The following is a 25,710-nucleotide window of genomic DNA, read 5'->3' on the forward strand; positions in this document are numbered from 1 at the left end:
GGGCGTGGATGAACTATCTGTTTGCTACCTTCTGCATCACGCCAGGTAGTTGCCCAGCGACTGCAACAGCCGCTCCAGCGCTCCTTGATTGGCCTGCATCACGGTCTTGCCTGCCACCCCCATTCGCCGGGCATCCTGCGGCAGCTCGATCAAGCGGCGCACAGCGCCGGCCAGCCCCTCGGCATCGTCCACCTGCTGCAACGCCCCGGCCTCACGCAACAGGGCGCTGATTTCCAGGAAGTTGAACACATGCGGTCCCATGATCACCGGCAAAGCCAGCGCGGCAGGTTCCAGCGGATTGTGGCCGCCCGTGGCCACCAGGCTTCCGCCGACGAAGGCGATATCGGCCAGCGCATAGAGGAACAGCAATTCGCCCATGGTATCGCCCAGCAGCACAGCAGTCTGGCCGCTCACCGGCGCCCCCGAAGAGCGTCGCACTGTCTCGAACTGCTCGCGGCACAGGGCATGCACCGCATCGAAACGCTCAGGGTGACGCGGCACCAGAACCAGCAACGCATCGCCATGGGCCTGCAACAACTGCCGATGGGCCTCCAGAATCAACGCATCCTCACCGTCGTGGGTACTGGCGGCGATCCACACCGGGCGCTGCTCGGCGCCCCACTGCTCGCGCAGCGCCCTGGCACGCGGCTGCAGTTGCTCGTCGATCTTCAAGTCGAACTTGATCGACCCGGTCACCTGTACGCACTCGGGGCGTGCGCCCAGGCTACGGAAACGCTCGGCCTCCGCCTCGGTCTGCACGGCGATCAGGCTCATCTCGGCGAGCATCGGCCCGGTCAGCCCGGCAAAACGCGCATAGCCGCGGGCCGAACGCTCGGACAACCGCGCATTGGCCAAGGCCACTGGGATACCGCGCTTGGTGCATTGGTGAATGTGGTTCGGCCACAGCTCGGTTTCCATGATGATGCCCAGTCGTGGCCGTACATGATCGAGGAAACGTCCCGCCGTCCACGGAAGGTCGTATGGCAGGTAGCAATGCTGGATGCGCGGCTCGTCGGCGAACATCGCGCGAATCCGCTCCGACCCGGTCGGGGTCATGCAGGTCAGGGTGATGGGCAGGTCTGGGTAGGCCTTGAGCAAGGCGCGAATCATCGGCGCCGCGGCGATGCTCTCGCCCACCGATACCGCATGTACCCAAATGCCCCCCTGGCGCATGGGCGCAAGCTTGCAGGCGAAGCGCTCGGCGATACGCTGGCCGTAGGCCGGAGCCTTGCGGGCGCGCAGATACAGGCGCAGCGCGACCAGCGGCAGGCCCAGGTGAAACAGCAAGGTATAGAGGGTTCTGTTCATGGCGACGCAGTGTACTAGGAACTGCACGAAAAGGCCTGCGAGCCGGAGCCCTCAGCCAATCGCCCGCAGGTGCACGGCGAAGCGTTCGGCCAACCATTGCGCCGCCGGCCCTAACGGCTGGTCACGGCGCCAAGCCAGCTCGACGACCAATGCTGGCGGACGCCACTCGCTGTCCAGTTCGACCATGTGCGTCTGGTAGGTCGGGTACTGCACCACATGCCGTGGCAACCAGGCCCAGCCCAGGCCACGCATCAGCAGCTCGGCCATGGAGTAGAAGCTATCAGCGCGCCACACCTGAGGGCTGATCGCCTCGCCGCCGGGGTAGCCGCTTTGCTGGGGCGTGATCAGCAATTGCCGATGACGTGCCAATTGCTGACGACTGACCCGCTGCTCGCGAGCCAGCGGATGGCCCACGGCGCAGACCGTGACCATCTCGACGCTGCCCAGCGCCCGGCGCTCCAGCGAAGCGGGAATCTGCTCGTGATGGAAGAACAGCCCCAGGTCCGCGCGCCGCTCCACCAGCTTGCGTGCGACATCCCCTTGGGCGCCGCTGGCCAATTGCACCTCGAGGAACGGAAAACGGCTGGACAGTTCGTCCAAGCTGTCGATGACCGGCTGGTAGGGCATGGCTTCGTCATTGGCCACCCTCAGCAATGCCTCTTGCCCTCGCATCAGCGCCAAGGCCCGGCCGTCCAGGCGTTCGCACTGGCGCAGCAGTTCTCGGGCGTCCTCGAGCAAGGCGGCGCCGCTTTCGGTCAAGCGTGGCTGGCGTCCGCTGCTGCGCTCGAACAACGTCACGCCCAGGTCTGCCTCCAACAATGCGATGGCGTTGCTAATGGCCGATTGCGCCTTACGCTGCTCCCGCGCGACCGCGGAAAACGACCGTAACTCAGCCACCCGCAAGAACAGACGCAATTGATCCAGGCTCCACTGCTCGGCCATGCAACCCATCTCCAGAATAGATAGGTAATGACTTTACCCCATTTCATTAAGGCCTAGAATGCGAGCCTTGCAACGGAGACTCTCACCATGAACGCATATACCTACCTGACCATCGCCATCTGCGCAGAAGTCATCGCCACCGCTTCCATGAAGGCAGTGAAAGGCTTGAGCACCCCTCTGCCACTGCTGCTGATGGTGTGCGGCTACGCCGTGGCGTTCTGGATGCTGACCCTCGTGGTGCGCAGCATTCCGGTGGGTATCGCCTACGCTATCTGGTCGGGCCTGGGCATCGTGCTGATCAGCGCGGTGGCGCTGGTGATCTATGGGCAGAAGCTGGATTTCCCGGCCATGCTGGGCATGGCCATGATCGTCGGCGGCGTGGTGGTGATCCAACTGTTCTCCAAGACCGCCGGGCACTGAACAACCAGCCAACGCGTGGGCAGCGCCGAACCCTGTGGGTTTAACGAGGCGTCGAACCGACGCGAAGCAGACTCCGCGATGGATGGCACCGGCTTTGCCGGTGTTCGCGGGTGAACCCGCTCCCACAGGGATTGCGTAAGTCTTAAGAGCGACGCAATCCCGGTCGGAGCCTGGGCCTTATATGCACAGTTCAGAAGTATCAAGGAATACCAACCAAAGGCAATTTGAGCTTGTCCAGCACCATAGAATCTCCCACAACATCCGCGTCGATACGCAAAGACATCGCTGATCCTCGCCACTGCTGAGCCGCGCTGCACTCAAGGACAGCGCCGAACCCTGTGGGCGGGTTTACCCGCGAACGGGACACTGCGGTCTTAGCACCTCCCCGGGCAAGCAATCGGCCACAGCCTGTATACTGGGCAACTGTCCCAGTTCTAGAGGTGCCCGCATGCCATCTGCCATTTCCACTGACGTGCTGATCGTCGGCGCCGGGGTCGCAGGCCTCTGGCTCAATGCCCGGCTGCGGCGCCTGGGGTACTCGACCGTGCTGGTCGAGCGTGCCAGCCTCGGCGGCGAGCAGACCATCAAATCCCAGGGCATCATCCACGGCGGCACCAAGTACGCCCTGCACGGCGCCCTGACCGGCGCGTCGGAGGCCATCGCCGACATGCCTCGGCGCTGGCGCGAAGCCTTGGCCGGCAACGGCGAACTTGACCTCGGCCATACCCGCATCCTGTCCGAAGCCCACTACCTGTGGTCTCCCGGCACCCTGGCCGGCAACCTCACCAGCTTCTTCGCCAGCAAGGCCGTGCGCGGCCGGGTCGATCAGGTCAAGGGCGATCAATTGCCTCCTGCCCTGCAAGATCGCGCCTTCAAGGGCAAGGTCTATCGCCTGGCCGAACTGGTCATCGACGTGCCCAGCCTGCTCGCCAACCTGGCCGAGCTGGCCGGCGACAGCCTGTTGGCCGGCGAGCGCATCGAGCCTCTAAAAGAAGGTGACGACCTGATCGGCTTGCGTGTCGATGACTGGGAGATCCGTGCCCAGCGCATCGTCCTCAGCGCCGGCGCCGGCACCGAGGCGCTGCTCCAGGCCCTGGGCCTGAGCCAACCGGCCATGCAACGCCGTCCGCTGCATATGGTCATGGCCAAGGGACCGAACCTCAAACCGCTCTATGCCCACTGCCTGGGCGGCGGACCCAAGCCACGGGTGACCGTCACCACCCACCCGGCTGCGAATGGCCAGTGGGTCTGGTACCTGGGTGGGGATCTGGCCGAAGCCGAAGGGGTCGCCCGCGACCCTGCGGCGCAGATTGCCGCGGCGCAAAAAGAAATCGCCAGCCTGCTGCCGTGGGTCGACCAGAGCCAAGTGCACTGGGCAACCCTGCGGGTCGACCGAGCCGAACCTGCGCAATCAGGCCTGGTGCGGCCGGACAACGCCTTCCTGGCCGATCAGCAGCGCTTACTGGTCGGCTGGCCGACCAAACTGGCCCTGGCCCCGGACTTCGCCGATCGCGTCCTGGCGAGCCTGGACCGCGACGGTATCCGCCCCAGCGCCCAACCGAACCTGGCCGATCTGCCTCGCCCGGCCCTCGGTGTGCCTGCCTGGGAGCAACTGCTGCCATGAGCCTGCCGACCCTGCACGACTTCCATCGCCCACTGGGCAGCACCGGCCTGAAGGTCTCGCCTCTGGGCCTGGGCACGGTCAAGCTAGGCCGCGACCAGGGCGTCAAGTACCCCAGCGGATTCACCATTCCAGGCGATGACGAGGCCCGACTGCTGCTGGCCCAGGCGCGCGAGCTGGGCATCAACCTCATCGACACCGCCCCTGCCTACGGGCGCAGCGAGGAACGCCTGGGCCCGCTGCTGCGCGGCCAACGCGATGAGTGGGTGATCGTCAGCAAGGTGGGCGAGGAGTTCGAGGACGGCCAGTCCCGGTTCGACTTCAGCGCCGCCCATACACGCCTGTCGGTGGAGCGCAGCCTGCGTCGCCTGGAGACTGACCGCATCGAGCTGGTACTGGTGCATTCGGACGGCAATGACCTGGCGATCCTCGAACAGCAAGGCGTCTACCAGACCCTCGCCGAACTCAAGCAAGAGGGCAAGATCCTCGGCTATGGGCTGTCCGGCAAGACCGTCGCGGGCGGCCTCAAGGCGCTGGAGCAAGGCGATTGCGCCATGGTCACCTACAACCTCAACGAGCAGGCGGAACGCCCGGTGCTGGACTACGCTGCCGAACACGGCAAGGCCATCCTGGTGAAAAAGGCCTTGGCCAGCGGGCACATTTGCCTCGCGCCCGGGGTCGATCCGGTGCAGGCCAGCTTCGAGCTGCTGTTCTCCCACCCCGGGGTAAGCAGTGCTATCGTCGGCACCATCAACCCGTTGCACCTGGCCCATAACGTGGCCACCGTCGCCCGAATCCTGGGACGGCCTTGAATCGCCCAGACGGGCGCCCAACGCAAGGAGGAGCCTCGTGCCGCGAACGCTGATCCGCAAGAATCCGAGCAACTTCAAGACTTTGCCGCTGCATGTCGAAGCCACGCCCGACGGCCTGGCCTACAAGCGCATCGGCATGCCACTGAACTTCTCCCAGGTGCAGCAGCGACGCAAAGCCATTCAACTGGACAACCCCGAGCGCTTCGTGGTCGAACTGGCCAACCTTGGGGTATCGGTGCGCCTGACATTGCATTGGCAGCATCGCGACTACTGGGTGCTGGTGCGTCAGCGCCGCCAGGATCGCGGCGATGTGGTGCTCAAGCTCATTTCCGGTTACGTCCCCGCCCAGGAGCTCAACCTGCCGCTGCACACTGCTATCCAAGAGGTGGCCGAAGAGTGCCTGATGGAGACGCCCGAAGGCTGGCTGGGCGGGCGCTTCAACGACACCTGGCTGCCGGCACCCTACGCCGACGCCCTGCACTACCGCGAGGCCCTACCGTTTGTCCTGAGTCCCGAATCCGGCGCTGCACGTCCGGTTCACTGCGACAACCTGATGCTGCTGGAGCGCCCACGCGCCTATGTGCATTTGCCAACGGCATCCCTGCAGTTGATCTATGACCTGCGCCTGCAAGTCCCTCGGGAGGCCAAGTCGCTCAGCCTGTTCCATGTCGACGAAAGGCTCGAAGGCGACCAACTGGTCGCGCGTCTGAACCGCAAGCGTCCGGATCTGTACCTGATGCCATTGATCGATGGCCAGCCCACCGCCGAGCTCTACACCTTGAAGAAAGACCAATTGGTGCCAGCCAGCACCCGGGGTCTGTATCTGGCCGAAAGCTTTGCCCGACAGGATGGCTGGGTGGTGAAGGATGAGCGGATTCGCTGGAAGGAATGGATCAAGCAGCAAGGGCTGGCGCAGGCACCGGCCTCCAACTTGCAGCGTTTCAGCGATAAGGCGCGGGCGCTGTTGCAGCGAGCCCTGCACAAGTAACGACTCGCGCGGAGCCAGCCCGCCCCCATAGGCATTGCGCCATCTGTCTGGGAGCGGGCTGGTCCGCGACGTCTTTGGCGCAGATCAGTGCTTGCGGATCTTCTCGACGATGGCGGTGGTCGAGCTGTTCTCCACCAGCCCCAGCACTTTCACGGTGCCGCCGTAGGCCTTGACGATGTCGGCGCCGACCACCTGGTCGATGCCATAGTCGCCCCCTTTGACCAGCACGTCCGGCTTGACCTGGCTCAGCAGGTTTTCCGGCGTGCCCTCTGGGAAGCTGATGACCCAGTCCACCGCACCCAGGCCAGCCAGTACAGCCATGCGCCGATCGACACTGTTGATCGGCCGGCCTGGCCCCTTGAGGCGGCTGACCGAAGCGTCATCATTGATTGCCACGATCAGACGGTCGCCTTGGGCGCGGGCCTGCTCCAGATAGGTGACATGGCCGGCATGGAGAATGTCGAAGCACCCATTGGTGAAGACGATCTTTTCGTTGTGCGCACGGGCATCATCGATGGCCAGCAGCAACTGCTCGAGGGTGAGCACGCCGCGCTCGGAGCCCTCCTCACGCTGGATCGCACGACGCAGCTCCGGGGCGCTGATGGCCGCGGTACCCAGCTTGCCGACCACGATGCCAGCGGCCAGGTTGGCCAGGGCAACGGCATGGGGCAGGTCCTCACCGGCGGCAATGGCCGCGGCCAGGGTCGAGATCACGGTATCGCCGGCGCCGGTGACATCGAACACTTCGCGGGCGCGGGCAGGCAAATGCAGGGCCGGGTGGCCAGTGCGCAACAGGGTCATGCCGTGTTCACCACGGGTCACCAGCAGTGCGCCCAACTCCAGGTCCTGCAGCAGTTGCAAGCCTTTGGCGACCAGCTCGGCCTCATCGACGCAACGGCCGACGATGGTCTCGAACTCGCTGAGGTTCGGGGTGATCAGGCTGGCGCCACGGTAGATGGAAAAGTCTTTGCCCTTAGGGTCGGCCAGGACTGGAATGCCCTTGGCCCGCGCCGCCTGGATCAGGCTCTGGTGGTTCTTCAGCGCACCCTTGCCGTAGTCGGAAAGGACCAGCACCTTGATACCTTCAAGCAGGCCATCGACTTCTTCGCCCAGTGACAGTGGGTCGGTGGCGAACGGCTCTTCGAAATCGATGCGCAACAGCTGCTGGTGGCGGCTCATGACCCGCAGCTTGACGATGGTCGGCTGGTGGGCGATGCGCTGGAAGACCGAACGCACGCCCGCGGCCTGCAAGCTGTTGGCGAGGCTGTCGGCAGCCTCGTCCTGCCCGGTCACGCCAACCAGCGAGACTGGTGCGCCGAGGGCAGCGATGTTCAGTGCGACGTTGGCCGCGCCGCCGGGGCGATCCTCGATCTGCTCGACCTTGACCACCGGCACCGGTGCTTCGGGAGAGATCCGCGAGGTACCGCCATGCCAGTAGCGGTCGAGCATGACATCACCGACCACCAGGACCGGGGCTTGATCGAAACGCGGCATGGACAACTTCATGGGCAACCCATATGAAAAATAATGAACAGGGGCAGGATATTAGCACAGGGTCGGCGACGGCTTTATGGCCAGCTGCGATCTGTGCGTTACCAATGATGATCGGGGCCGACGAGGCCCCGATCCAGGGGGTTCAGGTGATATCGGCCTTTTCAGGCTCGTCCAGCCCCATGGCGTGCAGGCGGGCATAATGGCCATTAGCCTGAAGCAGCTCGGCATGGGTGCCGCGCTCCACCAGACGCCCCTGGTCCATGACCAGGATCAGGTCGGCCTTCTCGATGGTCGACAGGCGGTGAGCGATCACCAAGGTGGTGCGACCTTCCATCACGTGGTCCAACGCCGCCTGGATATGCCGCTCGGACTCGGTATCCAACGCTGAGGTGGCCTCGTCGAGGATCAGCAGCGGTGCGTTCTTGAGCAGCGCGCGGGCGATCGCCAGGCGTTGGCGCTGACCGCCGGAGAGCAGCACGCCATTCTCGCCGACCTCGGTGTCGAAGCCCTTGGGCAGTTGGTCGACGAAATCCTTGGCATAGGCATCGGCGGCGGCGGCCTCGATCGCCTCGCGCGGCGCGCCAGCCAAGTCACCATAGGCGATGTTGTTGGCGACAGTGTCGTTGAACAGGGTGACATGCTGGGTCACCTGGGACACATGACGGCGCAGGTTGCGCAGACGGTACTGCTCGATTTCCACACCATCGAGCAGGATCTGCCCCTGATCATGGTGGTAGAAGCGCGGAATCAGCGCCGCCAGTGTGGACTTGCCGCTGCCGGAGCGCCCCACCAGGGCGATCATCTGCCCAGGCTCGGCGGTGAAGCTGATATCGCTCAGCACCTGGCGCTCAGTCCCTGGGTAGGTGAAGCTGAGGTTGCGCACCTCCAGACGGCCTTCGACCTTGTCCTTCTCCACGGTACCGGTGTCCACCTCGGGCTTCTCGTCCAGCTGCTCGAAGATACTTTCGGCGCCGGCCAAGCCCTTCTGGATGGTGGAGCTGACCTCCGAAAGCTGGCGAATCGGCTTGGGCAGCAGGCCTGCGGCGGTGATGTAGGCCACCAGGTCACCGGCCGAGGCATCGCCGCGCAGGAACAGCACCAGGAACATCAGCGCGGCCATGGCGCTGTAGATCACCAGTTGCAGCATCGGCGTATACAACGCGCCGGTCTTGGTCATGCGCAGTTGCTTGTCGGTGTTGCTCTGACTGGCGTTGCTGAAGCGACGCTGCTCGTAGGACTCGCCGCCGAAGCTGCGGACCACGCGATAGCCCTGGATGGTCTCGGATGCCACGTGGGTGACGTCACCCATGGCCACCTGGATCTTCTTGCTCTGCTTGCGAAACTTCTTGCTGGCGGTGCTGACCATCAGGGCGATGACCGGCAGGATGGCAACCATCACCAACGTCAGCTTCCAGTTCATCCACAGCAGGTAGGCAAACAGGAACACCACGGTCAGGCCTTCGCGGATCACTACCTTGATCGCGTCGGTGGCAGCGCCGGTGACCATGGTCACGTTGAAGGTGATGCGGGAAATCAGGTGACCGGAGTTGTGGCTGTCGAAGTAGCGGTTCGGCAGCACCAACAGCTTGTTGAACAACTCCACCCGCAGGTCATGCACCAGGCCCAGGGAGACCTTGGCCAGGTAAAAGTTGCCCAGGAACGAACCCAGGCCCTGCCAGGCAGCGATCAAGATGATCAGCAACGGCACGGCCTGCAGCAGCTGCATGTCTTTGAGGTAGGGAACGTCGGGGAACAGGACCGCCTGTGGATCGCTCAATCCATCGACGAAATACTTGAGAATCCCCGCCAGCATCGGTTGGGTGGAGGCGAAGATCACGAAACCCACGATACTCAGCAGGAAAATGCCGATATAGGGTTTGACGTAGCTCAGCAGCCGGAAGTAGATCTTCAGGCTGGAGGTTTGCTCCGCCGGTAGCGGTGTTTCGGCCATCATCGAGCTCGCTGTTCAGGTTGAACCGGAAATTTTAACACAGGGTTTGTCCAGGGCACGCTTCAGGGGCACTCCAGACCTACCCGGCCAGTCGCGGCACGGACCGGCACACTCCTTCATGGTTTCATCCCTGAAACAATCAAACGCCACCATCATGGTACTGACGCATTATTTTCGGCATTATTGCCGTCATTTTGCTTGCCAGACGACAAGGCCCTACCCATGCAATGCTCCCGGCTTTCCCAGGTCGACTTCGATCAGCTGACACTCGGTGCCAAGGTTCTAGAGGCAGATAGCTACGGCGCCAAAGTCTACCTGCTAGGGAATGGCAATATCCTTAAAATCTTTCGTCGCAAGCGTTTGATTTCATCTGCATTGCTGCGCCCCTACTCGCAGCGTTTCGTCGACAACGCGGCACGCCTGACGCAACTGGGGATCCCCACCCTGGAAGTGATCAGCCACCACAAGCTCGAACTGCCAGGGCGCACCGCGGTGCTGTACCACCCCTTGCCAGGCGAGACGTTGCTGCAACTGTCGCGCAAACCCGGCTTCAGCTGGGATGCCCTGTTGCCACGACTGATCGACCTGATCCGGCACTTGCACCGCTCGGGCATCTATTTTCGCTCGCTGCACCTGGGCAACGTGGTGATGACACCTGACCAACGCCTGGGGCTGATCGATGTAGCGGACATGCGCTTCTTGCGGGCGCCGCTTTCGGCGCGGATGGTACGGCGCAATGTCCAGCACATGGCGCGCTACATCGAGCGGGAAAAACTCGCCAACCAGTTCCCCGTCACCGACTTCGAGGCTGCGCTGCTGAGCCATTGATGCCTGCTGGCTCGTGTGAGAGCAGCAATCCTGGATAGATAGCGGCTGATCCTGGGACTGTTCGGCAGCCCCAGATACAGGCAGAAGGAACCGATCAGACCCCCAGCGCCAGGCGCAGGCGTTGCCAACGGGTCAGTGGCGGGTGTGGACGCAGCGCTGGCGTCATTTGCTCGACGATACTGCGCCCCACCTCGGCGAAGCTAAAGCGTGAAACCGCAAGCTCGCGCCCCTTGCGCGCAATGCGCTCGGCGAGCTCAGGGTCGTTGCGCAAGACGTTCAATTTCTCCTGCAACATCGGAATGCTGTCGTACAGCACCACGTTGTGCATGTCCTCAAGGCCCAGCGCGCGGTTCTCCGCCTCGCCCTGGTCGTAGGCCAGCAGCACGCAGCCACAGGCCATGGCCTCGAAGTTCTTGATCATGTATTCGCCCATGCCCACGTCGGCACTGACGAAGAAGCGAATGCGGTTGAGCGTGTTGCAGTAGTCTTCGCCGGACTTGGTGCGTGTCACCACCAGGTTCTCGACCTGACCAAGCTCGTCGAGTAACGCCTTGCGGCCGCTGTAGGCGACGCTCCCCGTGCTGCCGACGAAGGCCAACTCGATATCGCGTTCGCGCCCTTGGTCGGTGAGCAGTTGCTCGTCGTAGCCCTTGGGGACGAACACCGCGTCGAAACCTTCCTGACGCAGTCGCTCGCTGACCATGTAGCCGGAGCTGATCACCCGAGCCCACGGCAGTTGGCGATAGTGCGCACTGAACTTGCCGGTGTACTTGCAGGGGATGTAGTTCTGGTAGGCGTCGTGCTCGAGAATCACCAGGTTGGGCACGCTGCGGATGAAAGGGACCTGGCGGATCTCCTGCTTGAAGCGCAGGAAGAACACGATTCGGTCGTAGCGCGTGACATCCACCTCGCGCTTGAAGTAGCGACGCAGGTTGCGTTGGTCCTCGCTGCTCAGCCAGCGCAGGTCGCAATCGCAATTGGCGGCCACACCGTCGTACAGACGATCGAGGATCGCCCGTTGCTCCTTCTGCACCAGAAATAGGACTTTCATTGCTTTGCTTGGGCCTCTGCGCCTTCAATCATTCGTCGCGCTCAAATGGGCGACGCCAGAACAGCTCATGGCGGCGTACCGCCTTGCGGAAGAATTCGTTCTCGCCATAGGGCGACGGCTTGCGCCCCGCCAGCCAGTGCTGCAGGGCACGCCGCAAGCGACGCTTGAACGGCGCGGATGGCTGCAGGTCGTGCATCATGCCCAGGGCCATGGCCTTGTCACGCTGGGTGGCCAGGCTCAGCACCTGGCTGCATGGTGCCCAGGCCTGGTCCGCGCTCATCTGCGGCGGCAAGGCAACGCCATCGCCGCTGTCGCCCATCGGCCAGCGGTCGTTGTCGTGCAGGTGGTTGGCGTAGCACAGCAGCGTCTCGGGCTGCCAATCCAGACCCTGCAACGCCTCCAGCACCGCTGCTTGGGCACAGATGTGATCGGGATGCGGATCCAGCTGTGGGTGCGGCATCACCAGCACCTGGGGTCGCGCCTGCTCGAGTACCGCGCGCAGATCGGCCAACAGGTTGTTCCAAGTCGGCGCACCATCGGCATCGCCAGGCAAGTCGAAGGCGTTGAAACGGCGGAACGGGCGGGTATCGGCCATATCGGCCTCGCGCGAGCCCACTGGCTGGTCTGGCGCCGCGTGCATCGCCGGCAGTTGCAGGCAGAAATAGCCCAACTGCACACAGCGCGACTCCGGCACCCCGGCCCAGCGCGGCACCGCAATACTGTCCCAGGCACGCAGACGGCCTTTCAGACGCGCGGCCTCAGCCTTGGGCAAACCCATCTGTTGGTAGTGCTCCGCCTCGATCTCGCCTGCGGTCAGGGTCACCACCCAGGCTTCTTCGGCCTGGCTGTACAGGCCATAGGCTGCGAGTTCGGCGTCATCGGCATGGGGCGCGATGACCATGACGCGGCGCTTGTGCAATTCGATCGAAGGGGTTATCCACAGGCGAGGTTCGCCGATCAATCGGCAGTGGCGGCCGCGCAGGCGCAAGGTGCCCGCCATCAGCGGCGCGGCGAAACCGGTCAGGTTCAGAAAGCGCACGCCATCGACGCCGCGCTCGAAGGTCTGGCGATCCTGCTCGGACTCGCCGTGCAGCATCACCCGAGGGTCGAGAAAGCGTCCCAGCCAATTGGCCTTGACCCGTACTTCGAGGATCAGCGTCTCATCACCCGCCAGCGGCGCATCGACCTGGAGCAGGCCGGCATGAAGCCGCGCGGCGGCCTCGCGGGTCTGCTCGCCGAATCGGAAGGCATAGTCTTCGGAGGGCGAATAAAACAGGTGATCGGCAAACCAGGCCTCGTGCGCGACCCACAGCAGCGGCAACAGCAACAGCGGCAGCCACCACCAGCTCGCCACACCTATGACGATCAGCAGGACCAGCCCCAGCAGCAGGCCCAGGCGCTTGTTGCGCCGATGCCGCTTGAGCAACTGCTGCTTGCGGCTCACGATTGGAATACCGGCACGGGGTTGCACCAGCGGTCCTTGTACTCGCGGTCAGCACGACCGAAAGAGAACCGCAGCGGTTTGTTGCGTGCTCGAGCATCCTCCCAGGCAGCCTGGGTATTGAGGAAGCTCAGGACGCTGCCCGGACTGAAGGCCTTGGTCTCGGGGTCTACCCCCCCATTGATGTACTCGACACTGACCCATTCCGGCGCCTCGACTCGGTACACCAACTGGATCGCGATCGGTGCCCCATCGAGCAGCAGCACCGAGCCGATCAGCAAATCCCGCAGGCGCTCCAACACCTCGGCCATGCGCGCCGCCCCCGTGGCCGGGAAGCCCCAGCGGCGCTGGAACAGGTCACAGTACATGGCGGCAATCTCGGCCGCGCTGAAATCGCTGATCGGCCGCACCACCCCGCCTGCTTCTTCCAGCAGGCGCAGCTCGCGGCGCTGGTTGTAGCGGAACTTCTTCGACAAGTCCTCGGGTAGGCGGGCCATGGCCAACTGCTCGGCTTGCGCCTTGAGGCCGGTGAATCGCCCCTGGTTCAGCGCGGAGAGATAACGCGCCGCATGGCGCAGTGGCGCCCCGGCATCAGCGGCAGCGGGCAGGATGATTTCCGCGTTGCCCAGGTCGAACAGGCCCTTCTTGCCGTGGCGCTTGAGCACATCCTTGGACAGCGCCAGGTGACGCCCCCAGGTGGGAATCGCGGCCTTGAGTTCACCCGCCTGGTGCCAGCCCAGGTATCGCACTGGGATCTGGGCCAGCCCGGCCAATTGCTCGACTACCTGTGGATGGGTGGCGACACTGCCGCCAAAGCGCTGCCAGGCATCGGCGTAGGCCTGCCCATCGATGACGGACCAGCCGCGCTCGCGCAGGGCCCGGATATGATTGAGCATCACGCCTCCGCCACCAGCGCCCGAACCTGCGGCAGAGCCCAGAAGGCCTCGCGCACGGCCTGATCGGAAAACCGCTCATGCAGGCGTTGCAGCATGTGCTCGGCGCACGCCTGGCGCTGCGACGCATCCAGCCCGGCCATGTGCTTAAGGCCCTGTGCCAGTTGCCCGGCATCCCCCAGCGGGAACAGCACACCCACGCCTTCGACCACCTCCAGCGCACCGCCACACGCGGTGGCCAGCAGCGGTACACCGGCGACCATCGCCTCCAGCAGGACCATGCCGAACGGCTCATGATCGGAACTCAAGGCGAACACATCGAACGCCTGAAAATAACGACGCGCATTGGGCACCTGCCCCAAAAAGTCCACCTGACCGGCAATACCCAGCTGCGCCGCCTGCGCCTTGAGCGCAGCTTCCAGCCGGCCTTCGCCCAGGATCGCCAGACGAGCACCGGCAGGCAGGCCAGGCAACGCCTCGGCAAAGCCTCGCAGCAAGGTGGCCTGGTCCTTGTCGGGGTGCAGGCGACCGACGTTGCCGACAATCCATGCCTGCGGATCGAGCCCCAGGGCCTGGCGCGCTTCATCACGCGGCACTAGGCTGGCCTGCAGGCCCGGGACATCGATGCGGTTGTACAGGGTCTGGATTCGCTCGGCCGGCCACTGCGCCAGGCACCGGCGCATGTCGTCACGCACCGCGTCGGAGACGCCGAGCAGGCTCAGGCGCTTTCTGAACAGGTTGGCGAACAGGCGCCGACCACCGCGCTGGTAGTCACCGAACGCGTGGTGCACGCCGATCACCGGCAAGCCGGTACCCAGCAGCGCCACATAGATCGGCTTGAAGCGGTGGGCGATGCAGAAGCTGAAGTCGCGGGCCGCGGCGATCTTGCGCAGCGCGGCGATCGCGCCCAGCTTCAGGCCACGTACGGCCTTGGAGCTGAACTCCAGGAACAGCACTTCGTCCGACGCACAGCCAGCGGCTACCTTCGGGTCGGCCTTGCCGGTGAGAAAGACCGTGGTGACCTTGTAGCCGCTGCCCTCGAACAGGCTGGCATATTGACGGGCACAGTCCAGGAATGGCCCGTCATAGCCGTGGCAGAACTGCAGGACGCGCCGTTCAGAGCGGTTGGTCATAAGGCGCCGCGCCGTCCTTGACTACCAGGATGTCTTCCATGATCAGGTACTGCAGGTCCGAGCCGAAGAACATGTTCAGGGCGTCGGTCGGCGAGCAGATCATGGGTTCGCCACGGCGGTTCAGCGAGGTGTTCAGCGACACGCCATTGCCGGTGAGGTCCTCGAGGGCCTTCATCATGTCGTAGTAGCGTGGGTTGTATTCACGCTTGAGCACCTGGGCGCGAGAGGTACCATCCTCGTGGACCACCTCTGGCACGCGGGTCTTCCATTCCTCGGCGACCTCGAAGGTGAAGGTCATGAAAGGCGCTGGGTGATCGACCTTGATCATCTGCGGCCCGACGGTATCGAGCATCGACGGGCAGAAGGGTCTCCAGCGCTCGCGGAACTTGATCTGCTCGTTGATCCGGTCGGCCACGCCCGGCACGCTTGGGCAGCCGATGATCGAACGACCACCCAATGCACGCGGGCCGAACTCCATGCGGCCCTGGAACCAGGCCACAGGATTGCCATCGACCATGATCTTAGCGATGCGCTGCGGCATGTCGTCGATCTTGCGCCACTTGGGTGCATTCGGATGACGGGCACAGGCCGCGATCACATCTTCGTTGGAGTACGAAGGGCCGAGGTAAACGTGTTCCATCTTCTCGACCGGCACACCGCGGGCGTGGGAAACATAGGCTGCGGCACCGACGGCGGTACCGGCATCGCCGGAGGCCGGCTGGACGAACAGTTCCTTGACGTCCGGGCGGGCGATGATCTTCTGGTTGAGCTTGACGTTCAGTGCGCAGCCGCCGGCGAAGGCCAGCTTGCCACCCTGTTTGAGGATGTCGCCCAGATAGTGGTCGATCATCTGCAGCGCGAGCTTCTCGAACAGCGCCTGCATGCTCGCGGCGTAATGGATATAAGGCTCGTCGGCGATGTCGCCTTCACGCTTGGGCCCCAGCCACTCGATCAGCTTGGGCGAGAAGTAGAAGCCCTTGCCCTTCTCTTTATAGCGGCGCAGGCCGATGACGTTGGCGTACTCGGTGTTGATCACCAGTTCGCCATTCTCGAAGCTGGCCAGACGGGAGAAGTCATACTTGCTGGCATCGCCATACGGCGCCATGCCCATGACCTTGAACTCGCCATCGAGCATCTCGAAGCCGAGGAACTCGGTGATCGCACCATACAGGCCGCCCAGGGAGTCCGGATCGTAGAACTCCTTGATCTTGTGGATCTTGCCGTTCTCGCCGTAGCCGAAGAAGGTGGTGGCGTACTCGCCTTTGCCGTCGATACCGAGGATCGCGGTCTTTTCCTTGAAGCCCGAGCAGTGATAGGCGCTGGAGGCGTGGGCCAGGTGGTGCTCGACCGGCTCGATCTTGATCTTTTTCGGATCGAAGCCCAACTGCTCCAGGCACCAGACGATCTTCTTGCGGTAGCGCTTGTAGCGACGGTTGCCCATCAGGATCGCGTCAAGGGCGCGATCCGGGGCGTACCAGTAGCGCTTGGCGTAGTGCCAGCGCGCCTTGCCGAACAGGCTGATGGGGGCGAACGGAATGGCCACCACGTCGACGTCGGACGGCTTGATGCCGGCCTGCTCCAGACAGAACTTCGCCGACTCGTAGGGCATGCGGTTCTTCGCATGCTTGTCACGCACGAAGCGCTCTTCTTCGGCGGCGGCAACCAGTTTGCCGTCGATGTACAGGGCCGCGGAAGGGTCATGGCTAAGGGCGCCGGACAGGCCAAGAATCGTCAATGCCAAGGGTCTAGCCTCTTCTTTCGGTAGGGATGCGCCATCGGCCTTGCAGGCGGATGGCGGCTAAAGGGCGGAATTATAACGCAAACAGCAGGGGGTGCGATTGCCGGAAGGGGCCGCAGGAGCCAGTGCTGCACCGCGGGCGCTAGCGCAGCCTGTGATAGCTTGGGCAGCAGGCTCTTTTACTCGGCGATCAGCCAGTCCATGCGGAAGCTGCCGGCCGTTTGCGCCAACTCATTGGCCAGCCATGGCAACAGCTCGCGCAGTTCCTCTTCCAAACCCCAAGGCGGATTGGCGATGGCCAGGCCCGAGCCATTGAGGCCCTGCGGGCTGTCCTGGTGATGGACGTACAGCTCGACCCGCAGCAACTTGGGTGCCCCAGTGCTGGTCAGGTCCTGATAGAAACGTGTCAGCGAGCGCTGATCCTTGATCGGGTACCAGATCGCCGCAACAGTCTGGCGCATGCGACCGATCGCCTCTTTCATCGCCACGGTGCAGCGCTTGAGCTCATCGGCCTGCTCGAACGGCGGGTCGATCAGCATCACTGCGCGCTTTTCCTGGACCGGCAGCAAGGCCCGAGGCACATGCCAGCCCTCCCCCAGGTGCACGACCACGCGCGGGTCTTTCTTCATGTTGTCCTTGAGCAGCGGGCCGTCTTCAGGGTGCTTCTCATTGAGCAACGCCCGATCCTGCTGACGCATCAGGCGCCGTGCCAGCTCCGGGGAACCGGGGTAGTAACGCAGCTCGCCGTCCGGGTTCAGGCGCTTGATGATACGCAGGTAGTCAGCGGTGACGGCTGGCAGGTCTTCGCGATTCCAGAGCCGAGCGACACCTTCGAGGTATTCGCCAGTGCGGGTCGCCTGGTCGCCCTGCAGGTCGTACAGGCCGAGACCGGCATGGGTATCGATGTAGGCGAATGGCTGTTCCTTGCGCGACATCAGGGCGATGAGGCGTGTCAGCACGATGTGCTTGAGGACGTCGGCATGGTTGCCGGCGTGGAAGGCGTGACGATAGTTCATGGCAACTCCTGCGGGGGCGACAAGTTTACCTTGTCGCGCCAGCGGAGTCAGGTACGGCAGTCGGGGTGAAGCATTCGCGGGAAAACCCGCCTTCACAAGCCCAGTGAAGCAGCTATAGAAGCGGACTTACCCGCAAAAAGATCGCAGCCGACCCAGAAGGTCTTACTTGTTCGAGTGGTACGCCGCATCAGCGGTTTCAAAGCGCGAAACCATGCTGCTCGACGGGCTGCCCAGCTTGCTCACCACAACGATGGCGATGCTGGCGAACAGGAAGCCTGGGATGATTTCGTACAGCCCCATGCCGACGTAGTTCTTCCACAGGATCACGGTCAGGGCGCCGATAACGATACCGGCCAGCGCACCATTGCGGGTCATGCCTTTCCACAGCACAGAGATCAGCACAACCGGACCGAAGGCCGCGCCGAAGCCGGCCCAGGCGTAGGCCACCAGGCCCAGTACGCGGTTTTCCGGGTTGGCGGCCATGGCGATGGCGATCAGGGCCACGGCCAGGACCATCAGGCGACCGACCCAGACCAGCTCACGCTGGGAGGCATTCTTGCGCAGGAAGGATTTGTAGAAGTCTTCGGTCAGGGCGCTGGAGCACACCAGCAGCTGGCAGCTCAGGGTGCTCATCACCGCGGCCAGGATGGCCGACAGCAGGACACCGGCGACCCACGGGTTGAACAGGATCTTGGCCAGCTCGATGAACACACGCTCGTGGTTCTCGGTGACAGGACCGGCGAGTTCGGGGTGAGCCGAGAAGTAGGCGATACCGAAGAAACCGACGGCGCAGGTACCGGCCAGGCACAGGATCATCCAGGTCATGGAGATACGACGGGCCTTGGCGATCGACTTGACCGAGTCGGCGGCCATGAAGCGCGCCAGGATGTGCGGCTGACCGAAGTAGCCCAGACCCCAGCCCATCAGGGAGATGATGCCGATGAAGGTCGCACCGCGGAACATGTCGAAGTTGGCAGGGTTCTGCGCTTCGATGGCCAGGAAGGTGGTGTCGAAGCCGCCAGTGGAGATCAGCACGATGATCGGAGTGAGGATCAGGGCGAAGATCATCAGCGAAGCCTGGACGGTATCGGTCCAGCTCACCGCCAGGAAACCGCCGACGAAGGTGTAGGCGATGGTGGCGGCGGCGCCGGCCCACAGGGCGGTCTCGTACGGCATGCCGAAGGTGCTTTCGAACAGGCGGGCGCCAGCGACGATGCCGGAAGCGCAGTAGATGGTGAAGAACACCAGGATGACGATGGCCGAGATCACTCGCAGCAGACCGCTGTTGTCTTCGAAGCGGCTGGAGAAGTAGTCCGGCAGGGTCAGGGCATCGCCGTTGTACTCGGTCTGCACACGCAGACGGCCAGCGACGAACAACCAGTTGAGGTAGGCGCCGACGGTCAGGCCGATGGCGATCCAGGCTTCGGAAAGACCTGCGAAGTAGATGGCGCCCGGCAGGCCCATCAGCAGCCAGCCGCTCATGTCGGAGGCGCCGGCCGAAAGCGCGGTGACCACGCTACCGAGGCTGCGTCCGCCCAGGATGTAGTCGGAGAGGTTCTTGGTGGAGCGATAGGCGGCGAAGCCGATCAGCACCATTGCCGCAATGTAGATCACGAAGGTGATCGTGAGTGGATTGCCCATGGTTGTGCCCTGGCGTTGTTTTTATGTCTTGCGACCGCCGGCAAGGCGGTTGCACCTAGGCGGCGCATCCTATGCAACAACATGAACGAGGTGCAACCCTTTTTCATTTGCAAGTTGCACCCGGACCTGCATTTTCAGACAAAACCGCTTCTTTGCGCCTTTTTGTTTCAAAACCCGTGGTTTTCATAAGAAAAAGCACCAAGAAAGTACTTTTTCATGCCATCGAAGAAGCCGTCGGACGAGTTGCACCTACGCCGATCAAAAAACGGGTTGCACCCGGTTGCACCCAGATTGTCCTACAGCTAATCTTGCCGCCAGCTTAGGCCACATCCGTGGCAATAACGAGGATAAGAAATGGCGACGACCACCCTTGGGGTCAAACTCGACGACCCGACCCGTGAGCGACTCAAAGCAGCTGCGCAGTCCATCGACCGCACGCCGCACTGGTTGATCAAGCAGGCGATCTTCAACTACCTGGAGAAGCTCGAGGGTGGCGCTACCCTGAACGAACTCAACGGCCATGCCGCCAGCCTCAGCGATGATGCCGGCGACGTTCAGCCCGACCACAGCCACCAGTGCTTCCTCGAGTTCGCCGAAAGCATTCTGCCGCAATCGGTCCTGCGGTCGGCCATTACCGCCGCCTACCGCCGCCCCGAGCCTGAAGTGGTGCCGATGCTGCTGGAGCAGGCGCGCCTCTCCACCGAGCAGGCCGAGGCCACCAACAAGCTGGCTGCCGGCATTGCCGAAAAACTGCGCAACCAGAAGAGTGCCAGCGGCCGCGCCGGCATCGTCCAGGGCCTGCTGCAGGAGTTCTCCCTGTCGTCCCAGGAAGGCGTGGCACTGATGTGCCTGGCCGAAGCCCTGCTGCGCATCCCGGACAAAGGCACCCGTGACGCCCTGATCCGCGACAAGATCAGCACCGGCAACTGGCAGCCGCACCTGGGCAACAGCCCGTCGCTGTTCGTCAACGCCGCCACCTGGGGCCTGCTGCTGACCGGCAAGCTGGTCTCCACCCACAACGAATCCGGCCTGACCTCCTCGCTCACCCGCATCATCGGCAAGAGCGGCGAACCGATGATCCGCAAGGGCGTCGACATGGCCATGCGCCTGATGGGCGAACAGTTCGTCACCGGCGAGACCATCGCCGAAGCCCTGGCCAACGCCAGCAAGTTCGAAGCCAAGGGCTTCCGCTACTCCTACGACATGCTCGGCGAGGCTGCCCTGACCGAGCACGACGCCCAGAAGTACCTGGCCTCCTACGAGCAGGCGATCCACTCGATCGGCAAAGCTTCCCACGGCCGCGGCATCTATGAAGGCCCGGGCATCTCCATCAAGCTCTCCGCACTGCACCCGCGCTACAGCCGCGCCCAGTACGAGCGTGTGATGGAAGAGCTGTACCCGCGCCTGCTGTCGCTGACCCAACTGGCCAAGCAGTACGACATCGGCCTGAACATCGACGCCGAGGAAGCCGACCGCCTGGAGCTGTCCCTGGACCTGCTCGAGCGCCTGTGCTTCGAACCCTCGCTGGCCGGCTGGAACGGCATCGGCTTCGTCATCCAGGCCTACCAGAAGCGCTGCCCGTACGTGATCGACTACGTCATCGACCTGGCCAAGCGCAGCCGCCATCGCCTGATGATTCGCCTGGTCAAGGGCGCCTACTGGGACAGCGAGATCAAGCGCGCCCAAGTCGAAGGCCTGGAAGGCTATCCGGTGTACACCCGCAAGGTTTACACCGACGTTTCCTACATCGCATGCGCCCGCAAGCTGCTGTCGGTCCCGGAAGCCATCTATCCGCAGTTCGCCACCCACAACGCCCACACCCTGTCGGCCATCTACCACATCGCCGGCCAGAACTACTACCCCGGCCAGTACGAGTTCCAGTGCCTGCATGGCATGGGCGAGCCGCTGTACGAGCAGGTGGTGGGCAAGGTCTCCGAAGGCAAGCTGAACCGTCCGTGCCGCGTGTACGCCCCAGTCGGCACCCACGAAACCCTGCTGGCCTACCTGGTCCGTCGCCTGCTGGAAAACGGCGCCAACACCTCGTTCGTCAACCGCATCGCCGACCACTCGATCTCCATCCAGGAACTGGTCGCCGACCCGGTCGCCAGCATCGAGCGCATGGGCACCCAGGAAGGCAGCATCGGCCTGCCGCACCCGCGCATTCCGATGCCGCGTGAACTGTATGGCAGCGAGCGGGCCAACTCGGCCGGCATCGACATGGCTAACGAACATCGCCTGGCGTCGCTGTCCTGCGCCCTGCTGGCCACCGCCCACAACGACTGGAAGGCCGCCCCGCTGCTGGCCTGCGCAGCCAGCGAGCAGCCAGCCGCACAGGTGCTCAACCCGGCCGATCATCGTGATGTCGTCGGCCACGTGCAGGAAGCCACCGTCGCGGACGTCGACAATGCCATCCAATGCGCGCTCAATGCCGCGCCAATCTGGCAGGCCACTCCGCCCGCCGAACGCGCCGCGATCCTCGAACGCGCCGCGGACCTGATGGAAGCCGATATCCAACCGCTGATGGGCCTGCTGGTGCGCGAAGCCGGCAAGACCTACGCCAACGCCATCGCCGAAGTGCGCGAGGCAGTGGATTTCCTGCGTTACTACGCAGTGCAGGCGCGCAACGACTTCAGCAACGACAGCTGCCGCCCGCTGGGTCCGGTGGTGTGCATCAGTCCGTGGAACTTCCCGCTGGCGATCTTCTCCGGCCAGGTGGCCGCCGCCCTGGCCGCGGGCAACCCGGTCCTGGCCAAACCTGCCGAACAGACCCCGCTGGTCGCCGCTCAGGCCGTCCGCCTGATGCTGGAAGCCGGCATCCCTGAAGGCGTGCTGCAACTGCTGCCAGGCCGCGGCGAAACCGTCGGTGCCGGACTGGTCGGTGACGAGCGCGTCAAGGGCGTGATGTTCACCGGTTCCACCGAAGTCGCTCGCCTGCTGCAACGCAACATCGCCGGCCGCCTGGACAACCAGGGCCGTCCGATCCCGCTGATCGCCGAAACCGGCGGCCAGAACGCCATGATCGTCGACTCCTCGGCCCTCACCGAGCAGGTGGTGATCGACGTGGTGTCCTCCGCGTTCGACAGTGCCGGTCAACGTTGCTCGGCCCTGCGCGTGCTGTGCCTGCAGGAAGATTCCGCCGACCGCGTGATCGAGATGCTCAAGGGCGCCATGGCCGAAAGCCGCCTGGGCAACCCCGAGCGCCTGTCCGTGGACATCGGCCCGGTCATCGACGCCGAAGCCAAGGCAGGTATCGAGAAGCACATCCAGGGCATGCGCGACAAAGGCCGCTCGGTCTATCAGGTCGCCATCGCCGAAGGCGAAGAGATCAAGCGCGGCACCTTCGTGATGCCAACGCTGATCGAGCTGGAAAGCTTCGACGAGCTCAAGCGCGAGATCTTCGGCCCGGTCCTGCACGTGGTGCGCTACAACCGCAACGAGCTCAACCAGCTGATCGAGCAGATCAACGCCTCCGGCTACGGCCTGACCCTGGGCGTACATACCCGCATCGACGAGACCATCGCCAAGGTGGTGGACAACGTCAACGCCGGCAACATGTACGTCAACCGCAACATTGTCGGTGCCGTGGTCGGCGTCCAGCCGTTCGGTGGTGAAGGCCTGTCCGGCACCGGTCCGAAAGCCGGTGGCCCGCTGTACCTGTACCGCCTGCTGTCGACCCGCCCGGCCGACGCCATCGCCCGCCACTTCCAGCGTGTCGACGGCGAAGGCAAGGTCGACACCGTCCTGCGTGACCAGCTGATCAAGCCGCTGCAGACCCTCAAGACCTGGGCCGCCAGCAGCCAGCTGGGCGACCTGGCCAACCTGTGCGAACAGTTCGCCGCCCAGTCCCAGAGCGGTATCAGCCGCGTGCTGCCCGGCCCGACCGGCGAGCGCAACACCTACACCGTGCTGCCACGTGAGCACGTGCTATGCCTGGCCGACAACGACGGCGATCTGCTGGCTCAGCTGGCTGCCGTACTGGCCGTGGGCAGCTCGGCGGTATGGGTCGACGCGGAGCCTGCCAAGAGCCTGCGCGCCCGCCTGCCGAAGGAGCTGCAAGCGAAGGTCAAGCTGGTGGCCGACTGGCAGAAGGACGAAGTCGCCTTCGACGCCGTCATCCACCACGGCGACTCCGACCAATTGCGCGGCGTCTGCGAGCAGGTAGCCAAGCGCGCCGGTGCCATCGTCGGTGTCCACGGCCTCTCGAGCGGCGACCACCAGATCGCCCTGGAGCGCCTGGTGATCGAGCGCGCGGTGAGCGTCAACACCGCAGCGGCAGGCGGCAACGCCAGCCTGATGACCATCGGCTGATTCACCGCTGAACAAAAAAGGAGAGCTTCGGCTCTCCTTTTTTTATCTGTGACATTTACGCGCCGCGAAGGGGGTAAGCAGGCCAGTTACGCCATAGCCACCAGAGGCTCCAGCCCTTGACTGCCTCAGAAAGCATCAACAGGCCCAGCCACAAGCCGGCACTGAGGTCTGGAATCAACACGATCAAGGCGATGGAAGGGACGATGAAGAGCACTCGAAATGGAATCTGTACGAGCGCCAAATGCAGAGCGCGCCTACACCCCACATAAAACAGGACACCACTCACGACTACCGATAGCTGAGTGATCCATCCAAGCCACACCAGGACTTCCAAACCGCCGCCCCAATTCTGCATGTTTACGAGCGCAGCATTGAGGTCAGACCAAAACGGCACGTCCCCTCGCCGGACGCTGCTGATAATCAAGAAACACACATAAAAGGCATCCATTGCACTCCAAAAGAGCAGTATCGGACGCCTGAGATGGATCGTCGGCATTGCCTGTTCATTCCTCTCTAAACTCATAGCTCTCATCAGCAGTCACAGGCCGCCAATGCCAAGATGCTCCTGTCACGGACCAGTGATCGTCAGCCTCCACGTAATACTGTGTAACCTTGCGCACAGCGCCATAAGGATGAATGGCCGATAAACGTGCAATTTCGCTTTCATCACCCCTCAATGCCACCCACTGCTGTGTAACCGTTCTTGCCGTATTGGCATAGTCCTTCCCAGACGACAAAAAAACTCGCCCTTCGTCACCTCGCGAAGTAAGAAAGTTAGCAATGAACGCCATACTGGTGACGGCCTTATTCATCTCGATTTTTAGTGTTTTCCATTTACCAGGACCGTTGTACCCCCTCCAATATCTCTCATCCACTCTGGACCTGCATAACTTTGCATACCAATAACGCTTCGGATCAATGGGAAGAACAGGCCTCCGCCTCATGAGCATCCATTGCCCTTGTTCCAACGAACATAACACCCGCGCTATCTGCACTTCAGTCAGGTTCCTCGATGTATTTAGCCCACAAGATTTCAAAAGCGCTGCTGCCCCCCACAGGTCGCCTCCCTCCCGCAAATTGCTACGAACACGTGCCACTGCAAAAAAAGGACTTTCTACCTTGCCTAAATCCTCTTTCCAGACTTGCTTCCAGTGAGAGAGTCGCTCCATTGCGTCACATCCTGAAAAAAGCAGCAGTATCTGTGTCTTAGAAAAAAACGTTTATCAACGCCCACCGAAAATAAAGTAGGGAATTTCCTGATTCTGACTGAGACCACGCTGCTTCAGATGCCCACCACTCAGCGGTCACAGGCCAACCAGAAAAATAACAGCCCTCAGTTATAAAACCTCGTCTCACCTGACTGCGACGAGCATTTACCTAATTCGCTGTCACTGACCGGACATGCATCATTAGCGTCTGCACGAAATGTGTCCGCGTGAAGACCAGCCCCGTTTCAACACCGTATGGGCGGGGGCAGGTGAACAAAAAAGGAGAGCTTCGGCTCTCCTTTTTTTATCTGTGACATTGAGTCAGGCGACTATCTGTCTTCTACCGAAGAACCAGAGCGTCCAGATTTTGAACAGTTCGCACGCCAGCACGATCAAAAAGAACATCAACGGATGGGCTGACGCTTGGTACCCCTCGTACAGGTAAAGGACCGAAACGGAGGGAATGAACAAGAGCAACCTGACAGGCAGTTGCAACCCCACCAGCCATTTCACGCCATTGCGCTGGGCGAAGAACAGCACACAACTGATTCCCACTGACACCAGCAGGCCCAGGCGCAAGGCAAAAAGCACAGCGGTCGCCATACCTTCGTCGCTGGCGACCATGGGAATCCGTAGCGCATCGGAAACGAATGGAACCCTGCCACCGGCGATCGCCTTGAACACGTAGTCGATTAACAACAGGGCATCGAACGCGCCCCAGCACCACCAGCTGATCCGTCTGCTGTTCACAACAAGATTTACCTTTTGACGATAGTTGAGCACGGGAGTCCACAGCCCGCGGGCGTGTACCGTGAAAGCTTCACGCCACACGTTATTTCCTCCACCTGCAAAGTGCGAGGCTGCCATAATGACCTCGCGCGGCTCAAGGCAAGCAACATGACTCGCCTGAGCGTGCA

The 25,710-nt window shown here is 63.0% G+C and carries 20 protein-coding genes; 6 read left to right on the forward strand and 14 right to left on the reverse strand.

All coding sequences use genetic code 11. The features are described from left to right. Positions 1-36: 36 nt before the first annotated feature. Complete coding sequence (waaA, locus tag ACNFCH_RS02480) at positions 37-1,308, reverse strand: lipid IV(A) 3-deoxy-D-manno-octulosonic acid transferase (RefSeq protein ID WP_337160162.1); 1,272 nt, start codon at positions 1,306-1,308, stop codon at positions 37-39. 51 nt (positions 1,309-1,359) lie between these two features. Beyond that, on the reverse strand, positions 1,360-2,250 hold the full coding sequence (locus ACNFCH_RS02485; protein ID WP_070090506.1) for a LysR family transcriptional regulator: 891 nt from the start codon (positions 2,248-2,250) through the stop codon (positions 1,360-1,362). A gap of 87 nt (positions 2,251-2,337) precedes the next feature. Between ACNFCH_RS02485 and ACNFCH_RS02490 the strand changes: the two genes are divergently transcribed. The 4 genes from ACNFCH_RS02490 (at position 2,338) to ACNFCH_RS02505 (ending at position 6,091) form a co-directional block, all read left to right on the forward strand. Next, on the forward strand, positions 2,338-2,670 hold the full coding sequence (locus tag ACNFCH_RS02490; RefSeq protein ID WP_043207325.1) for a DMT family transporter: 333 nt from the start codon (positions 2,338-2,340) through the stop codon (positions 2,668-2,670). Positions 2,671-3,118: 448 nt separating this feature from the next. Further along, entirely contained in the window at positions 3,119-4,294 is a 1,176-nt protein-coding gene (locus ACNFCH_RS02495) for an NAD(P)/FAD-dependent oxidoreductase (protein WP_337160163.1), read from the forward strand. After that, positions 4,291-5,103, forward strand: a complete 813-nt coding sequence (locus tag ACNFCH_RS02500; protein ID WP_416742183.1) for an aldo/keto reductase — start codon at positions 4,291-4,293, stop codon at positions 5,101-5,103. Before ACNFCH_RS02495 ends, ACNFCH_RS02500 begins: the two co-directional genes overlap by 4 nt. A gap of 37 nt (positions 5,104-5,140) precedes the next feature. Next, entirely contained in the window at positions 5,141-6,091 is a 951-nt protein-coding gene (locus ACNFCH_RS02505; RefSeq protein ID WP_337160165.1) for a metal ABC transporter ATPase, read from the forward strand. 84 nt (positions 6,092-6,175) lie between these two features. Here ACNFCH_RS02505 and hldE read toward each other — a convergent pair whose 3' ends face one another. After that, the gene (hldE, locus tag ACNFCH_RS02510; RefSeq protein ID WP_337160166.1) at positions 6,176-7,597 is read right to left on the reverse strand and encodes a bifunctional D-glycero-beta-D-manno-heptose-7-phosphate kinase/D-glycero-beta-D-manno-heptose 1-phosphate adenylyltransferase HldE; all 1,422 of its coding nucleotides are present in this window, start codon (positions 7,595-7,597) and stop codon (positions 6,176-6,178) included. Positions 7,598-7,727: 130 nt separating this feature from the next. Then, a complete protein-coding gene (msbA, locus tag ACNFCH_RS02515) occupies positions 7,728-9,536 on the reverse strand; it encodes a lipid A export permease/ATP-binding protein MsbA (RefSeq protein WP_337160167.1) in 1,809 nt (602 codons plus the stop codon). Positions 9,537-9,758: 222 nt separating this feature from the next. Here msbA and ACNFCH_RS02520 point away from each other — a divergent pair, with 222 nt between their 5' ends. Next, positions 9,759-10,364, forward strand: a complete 606-nt coding sequence (locus ACNFCH_RS02520; RefSeq protein ID WP_196162537.1) for a toluene tolerance protein — start codon at positions 9,759-9,761, stop codon at positions 10,362-10,364. Positions 10,365-10,458: 94 nt separating this feature from the next. Here the strand turns inward: ACNFCH_RS02520 and ACNFCH_RS02525 are convergent, their stop codons facing one another. The 7 genes from ACNFCH_RS02525 to putP all read right to left on the reverse strand — a co-directional run bounded on the left by ACNFCH_RS02525 (position 10,459) and on the right by putP (position 19,277). After that, positions 10,459-11,415: a glycosyltransferase family protein gene (locus ACNFCH_RS02525; RefSeq protein ID WP_416742184.1), complete on the reverse strand. Its 957-nt coding sequence runs from the start codon at positions 11,413-11,415 to the stop codon at positions 10,459-10,461. 28 nt (positions 11,416-11,443) lie between these two features. Continuing rightward, positions 11,444-12,859, reverse strand: a complete 1,416-nt coding sequence (locus tag ACNFCH_RS02530) for a PIG-L deacetylase family protein (protein ID WP_416742242.1) — start codon at positions 12,857-12,859, stop codon at positions 11,444-11,446. After that, the gene (locus ACNFCH_RS02535; RefSeq protein ID WP_416742185.1) at positions 12,856-13,752 is read right to left on the reverse strand and encodes an antimicrobial resistance protein Mig-14; all 897 of its coding nucleotides are present in this window, start codon (positions 13,750-13,752) and stop codon (positions 12,856-12,858) included. Before ACNFCH_RS02535 ends, ACNFCH_RS02530 begins: the two co-directional genes overlap by 4 nt. Further along, positions 13,752-14,882 carry a glycosyltransferase gene (locus ACNFCH_RS02540; RefSeq protein WP_337160169.1) on the reverse strand — a complete coding sequence of 377 codons (1,131 nt, stop codon included), beginning with the start codon at positions 14,880-14,882 and terminating at the stop codon, positions 13,752-13,754. Before ACNFCH_RS02540 ends, ACNFCH_RS02535 begins: the two co-directional genes overlap by 1 nt. Beyond that, a complete protein-coding gene (locus ACNFCH_RS02545; protein WP_070090522.1) occupies positions 14,866-16,623 on the reverse strand; it encodes a carbamoyltransferase in 1,758 nt (585 codons plus the stop codon). Before ACNFCH_RS02545 ends, ACNFCH_RS02540 begins: the two co-directional genes overlap by 17 nt. Positions 16,624-16,799: 176 nt before the next feature. Then, complete coding sequence (locus tag ACNFCH_RS02550) at positions 16,800-17,636, reverse strand: 23S rRNA (adenine(2030)-N(6))-methyltransferase RlmJ (RefSeq protein WP_070090523.1); 837 nt, start codon at positions 17,634-17,636, stop codon at positions 16,800-16,802. A gap of 162 nt (positions 17,637-17,798) precedes the next feature. After that, positions 17,799-19,277 carry a sodium/proline symporter PutP gene (putP, locus tag ACNFCH_RS02555; protein WP_337160170.1) on the reverse strand — a complete coding sequence of 493 codons (1,479 nt, stop codon included), beginning with the start codon at positions 19,275-19,277 and terminating at the stop codon, positions 17,799-17,801. A gap of 354 nt (positions 19,278-19,631) precedes the next feature. On the opposite strand from putP, the gene putA reads away from it, so the two are divergent. Then, positions 19,632-23,585, forward strand: a complete 3,954-nt coding sequence (gene putA, locus ACNFCH_RS02560; RefSeq protein WP_337160171.1) for a trifunctional transcriptional regulator/proline dehydrogenase/L-glutamate gamma-semialdehyde dehydrogenase — start codon at positions 19,632-19,634, stop codon at positions 23,583-23,585. 55 nt (positions 23,586-23,640) lie between these two features. Here putA and ACNFCH_RS02565 read toward each other — a convergent pair whose 3' ends face one another. The 3 genes from ACNFCH_RS02565 to ACNFCH_RS02575 form a co-directional block, all read right to left on the reverse strand. Then, a complete protein-coding gene (locus tag ACNFCH_RS02565; protein WP_337160172.1) occupies positions 23,641-24,081 on the reverse strand; it encodes a hypothetical protein in 441 nt (146 codons plus the stop codon). A gap of 7 nt (positions 24,082-24,088) precedes the next feature. Next, positions 24,089-24,754 (reverse strand): hypothetical protein, encoded by a 666-nt coding sequence (locus ACNFCH_RS02570; RefSeq protein ID WP_416742186.1) that lies wholly within the window; start codon positions 24,752-24,754, stop codon positions 24,089-24,091. A gap of 360 nt (positions 24,755-25,114) precedes the next feature. Then, a complete protein-coding gene (locus ACNFCH_RS02575) occupies positions 25,115-25,660 on the reverse strand; it encodes a hypothetical protein (protein WP_416742187.1) in 546 nt (181 codons plus the stop codon). Between the last annotated feature and the right edge of the window lie 50 nt (positions 25,661-25,710).

Origin of the sequence: Pseudomonas sp. NY15354 (assembly GCF_048068075.1) — a bacterium.
Taxonomy (GTDB): domain Bacteria; phylum Pseudomonadota; class Gammaproteobacteria; order Pseudomonadales; family Pseudomonadaceae; genus Aquipseudomonas; species Aquipseudomonas guariconensis_C.

Coding starts and splice junctions, on each gene's coding strand:
- waaA (WP_337160162.1), bottom strand. CDS start 1,308: ATGAACAGAACCCTCTATACCTTGCTGTTTCACCTGGGCCTGCCGCTG.
- ACNFCH_RS02485 (WP_070090506.1), bottom strand. CDS start 2,250: ATGGCCGAGCAGTGGAGCCTGGATCAATTGCGTCTGTTCTTGCGGGTG.
- ACNFCH_RS02490 (WP_043207325.1), top strand. CDS start 2,338: ATGAACGCATATACCTACCTGACCATCGCCATCTGCGCAGAAGTCATC.
- ACNFCH_RS02495 (WP_337160163.1), top strand. CDS start 3,119: ATGCCATCTGCCATTTCCACTGACGTGCTGATCGTCGGCGCCGGGGTC.
- ACNFCH_RS02500 (WP_416742183.1), top strand. CDS start 4,291: ATGAGCCTGCCGACCCTGCACGACTTCCATCGCCCACTGGGCAGCACC.
- hldE (WP_337160166.1), bottom strand. CDS start 7,597: ATGAAGTTGTCCATGCCGCGTTTCGATCAAGCCCCGGTCCTGGTGGTC.
- msbA (WP_337160167.1), bottom strand. CDS start 9,536: ATGGCCGAAACACCGCTACCGGCGGAGCAAACCTCCAGCCTGAAGATC.
- ACNFCH_RS02520 (WP_196162537.1), top strand. CDS start 9,759: ATGCAATGCTCCCGGCTTTCCCAGGTCGACTTCGATCAGCTGACACTC.
- ACNFCH_RS02525 (WP_416742184.1), bottom strand. CDS start 11,415: ATGAAAGTCCTATTTCTGGTGCAGAAGGAGCAACGGGCGATCCTCGAT.
- ACNFCH_RS02535 (WP_416742185.1), bottom strand. CDS start 13,752: ATGCTCAATCATATCCGGGCCCTGCGCGAGCGCGGCTGGTCCGTCATC.
- ACNFCH_RS02540 (WP_337160169.1), bottom strand. CDS start 14,882: ATGACCAACCGCTCTGAACGGCGCGTCCTGCAGTTCTGCCACGGCTAT.
- ACNFCH_RS02550 (WP_070090523.1), bottom strand. CDS start 17,636: ATGAACTATCGTCACGCCTTCCACGCCGGCAACCATGCCGACGTCCTC.
- putP (WP_337160170.1), bottom strand. CDS start 19,277: ATGGGCAATCCACTCACGATCACCTTCGTGATCTACATTGCGGCAATG.
- putA (WP_337160171.1), top strand. CDS start 19,632: ATGGCGACGACCACCCTTGGGGTCAAACTCGACGACCCGACCCGTGAG.
- ACNFCH_RS02565 (WP_337160172.1), bottom strand. CDS start 24,081: ATGCCGACGATCCATCTCAGGCGTCCGATACTGCTCTTTTGGAGTGCA.
- ACNFCH_RS02570 (WP_416742186.1), bottom strand. CDS start 24,754: ATGGAGCGACTCTCTCACTGGAAGCAAGTCTGGAAAGAGGATTTAGGC.
- ACNFCH_RS02575 (WP_416742187.1), bottom strand. CDS start 25,660: ATGGCAGCCTCGCACTTTGCAGGTGGAGGAAATAACGTGTGGCGTGAA.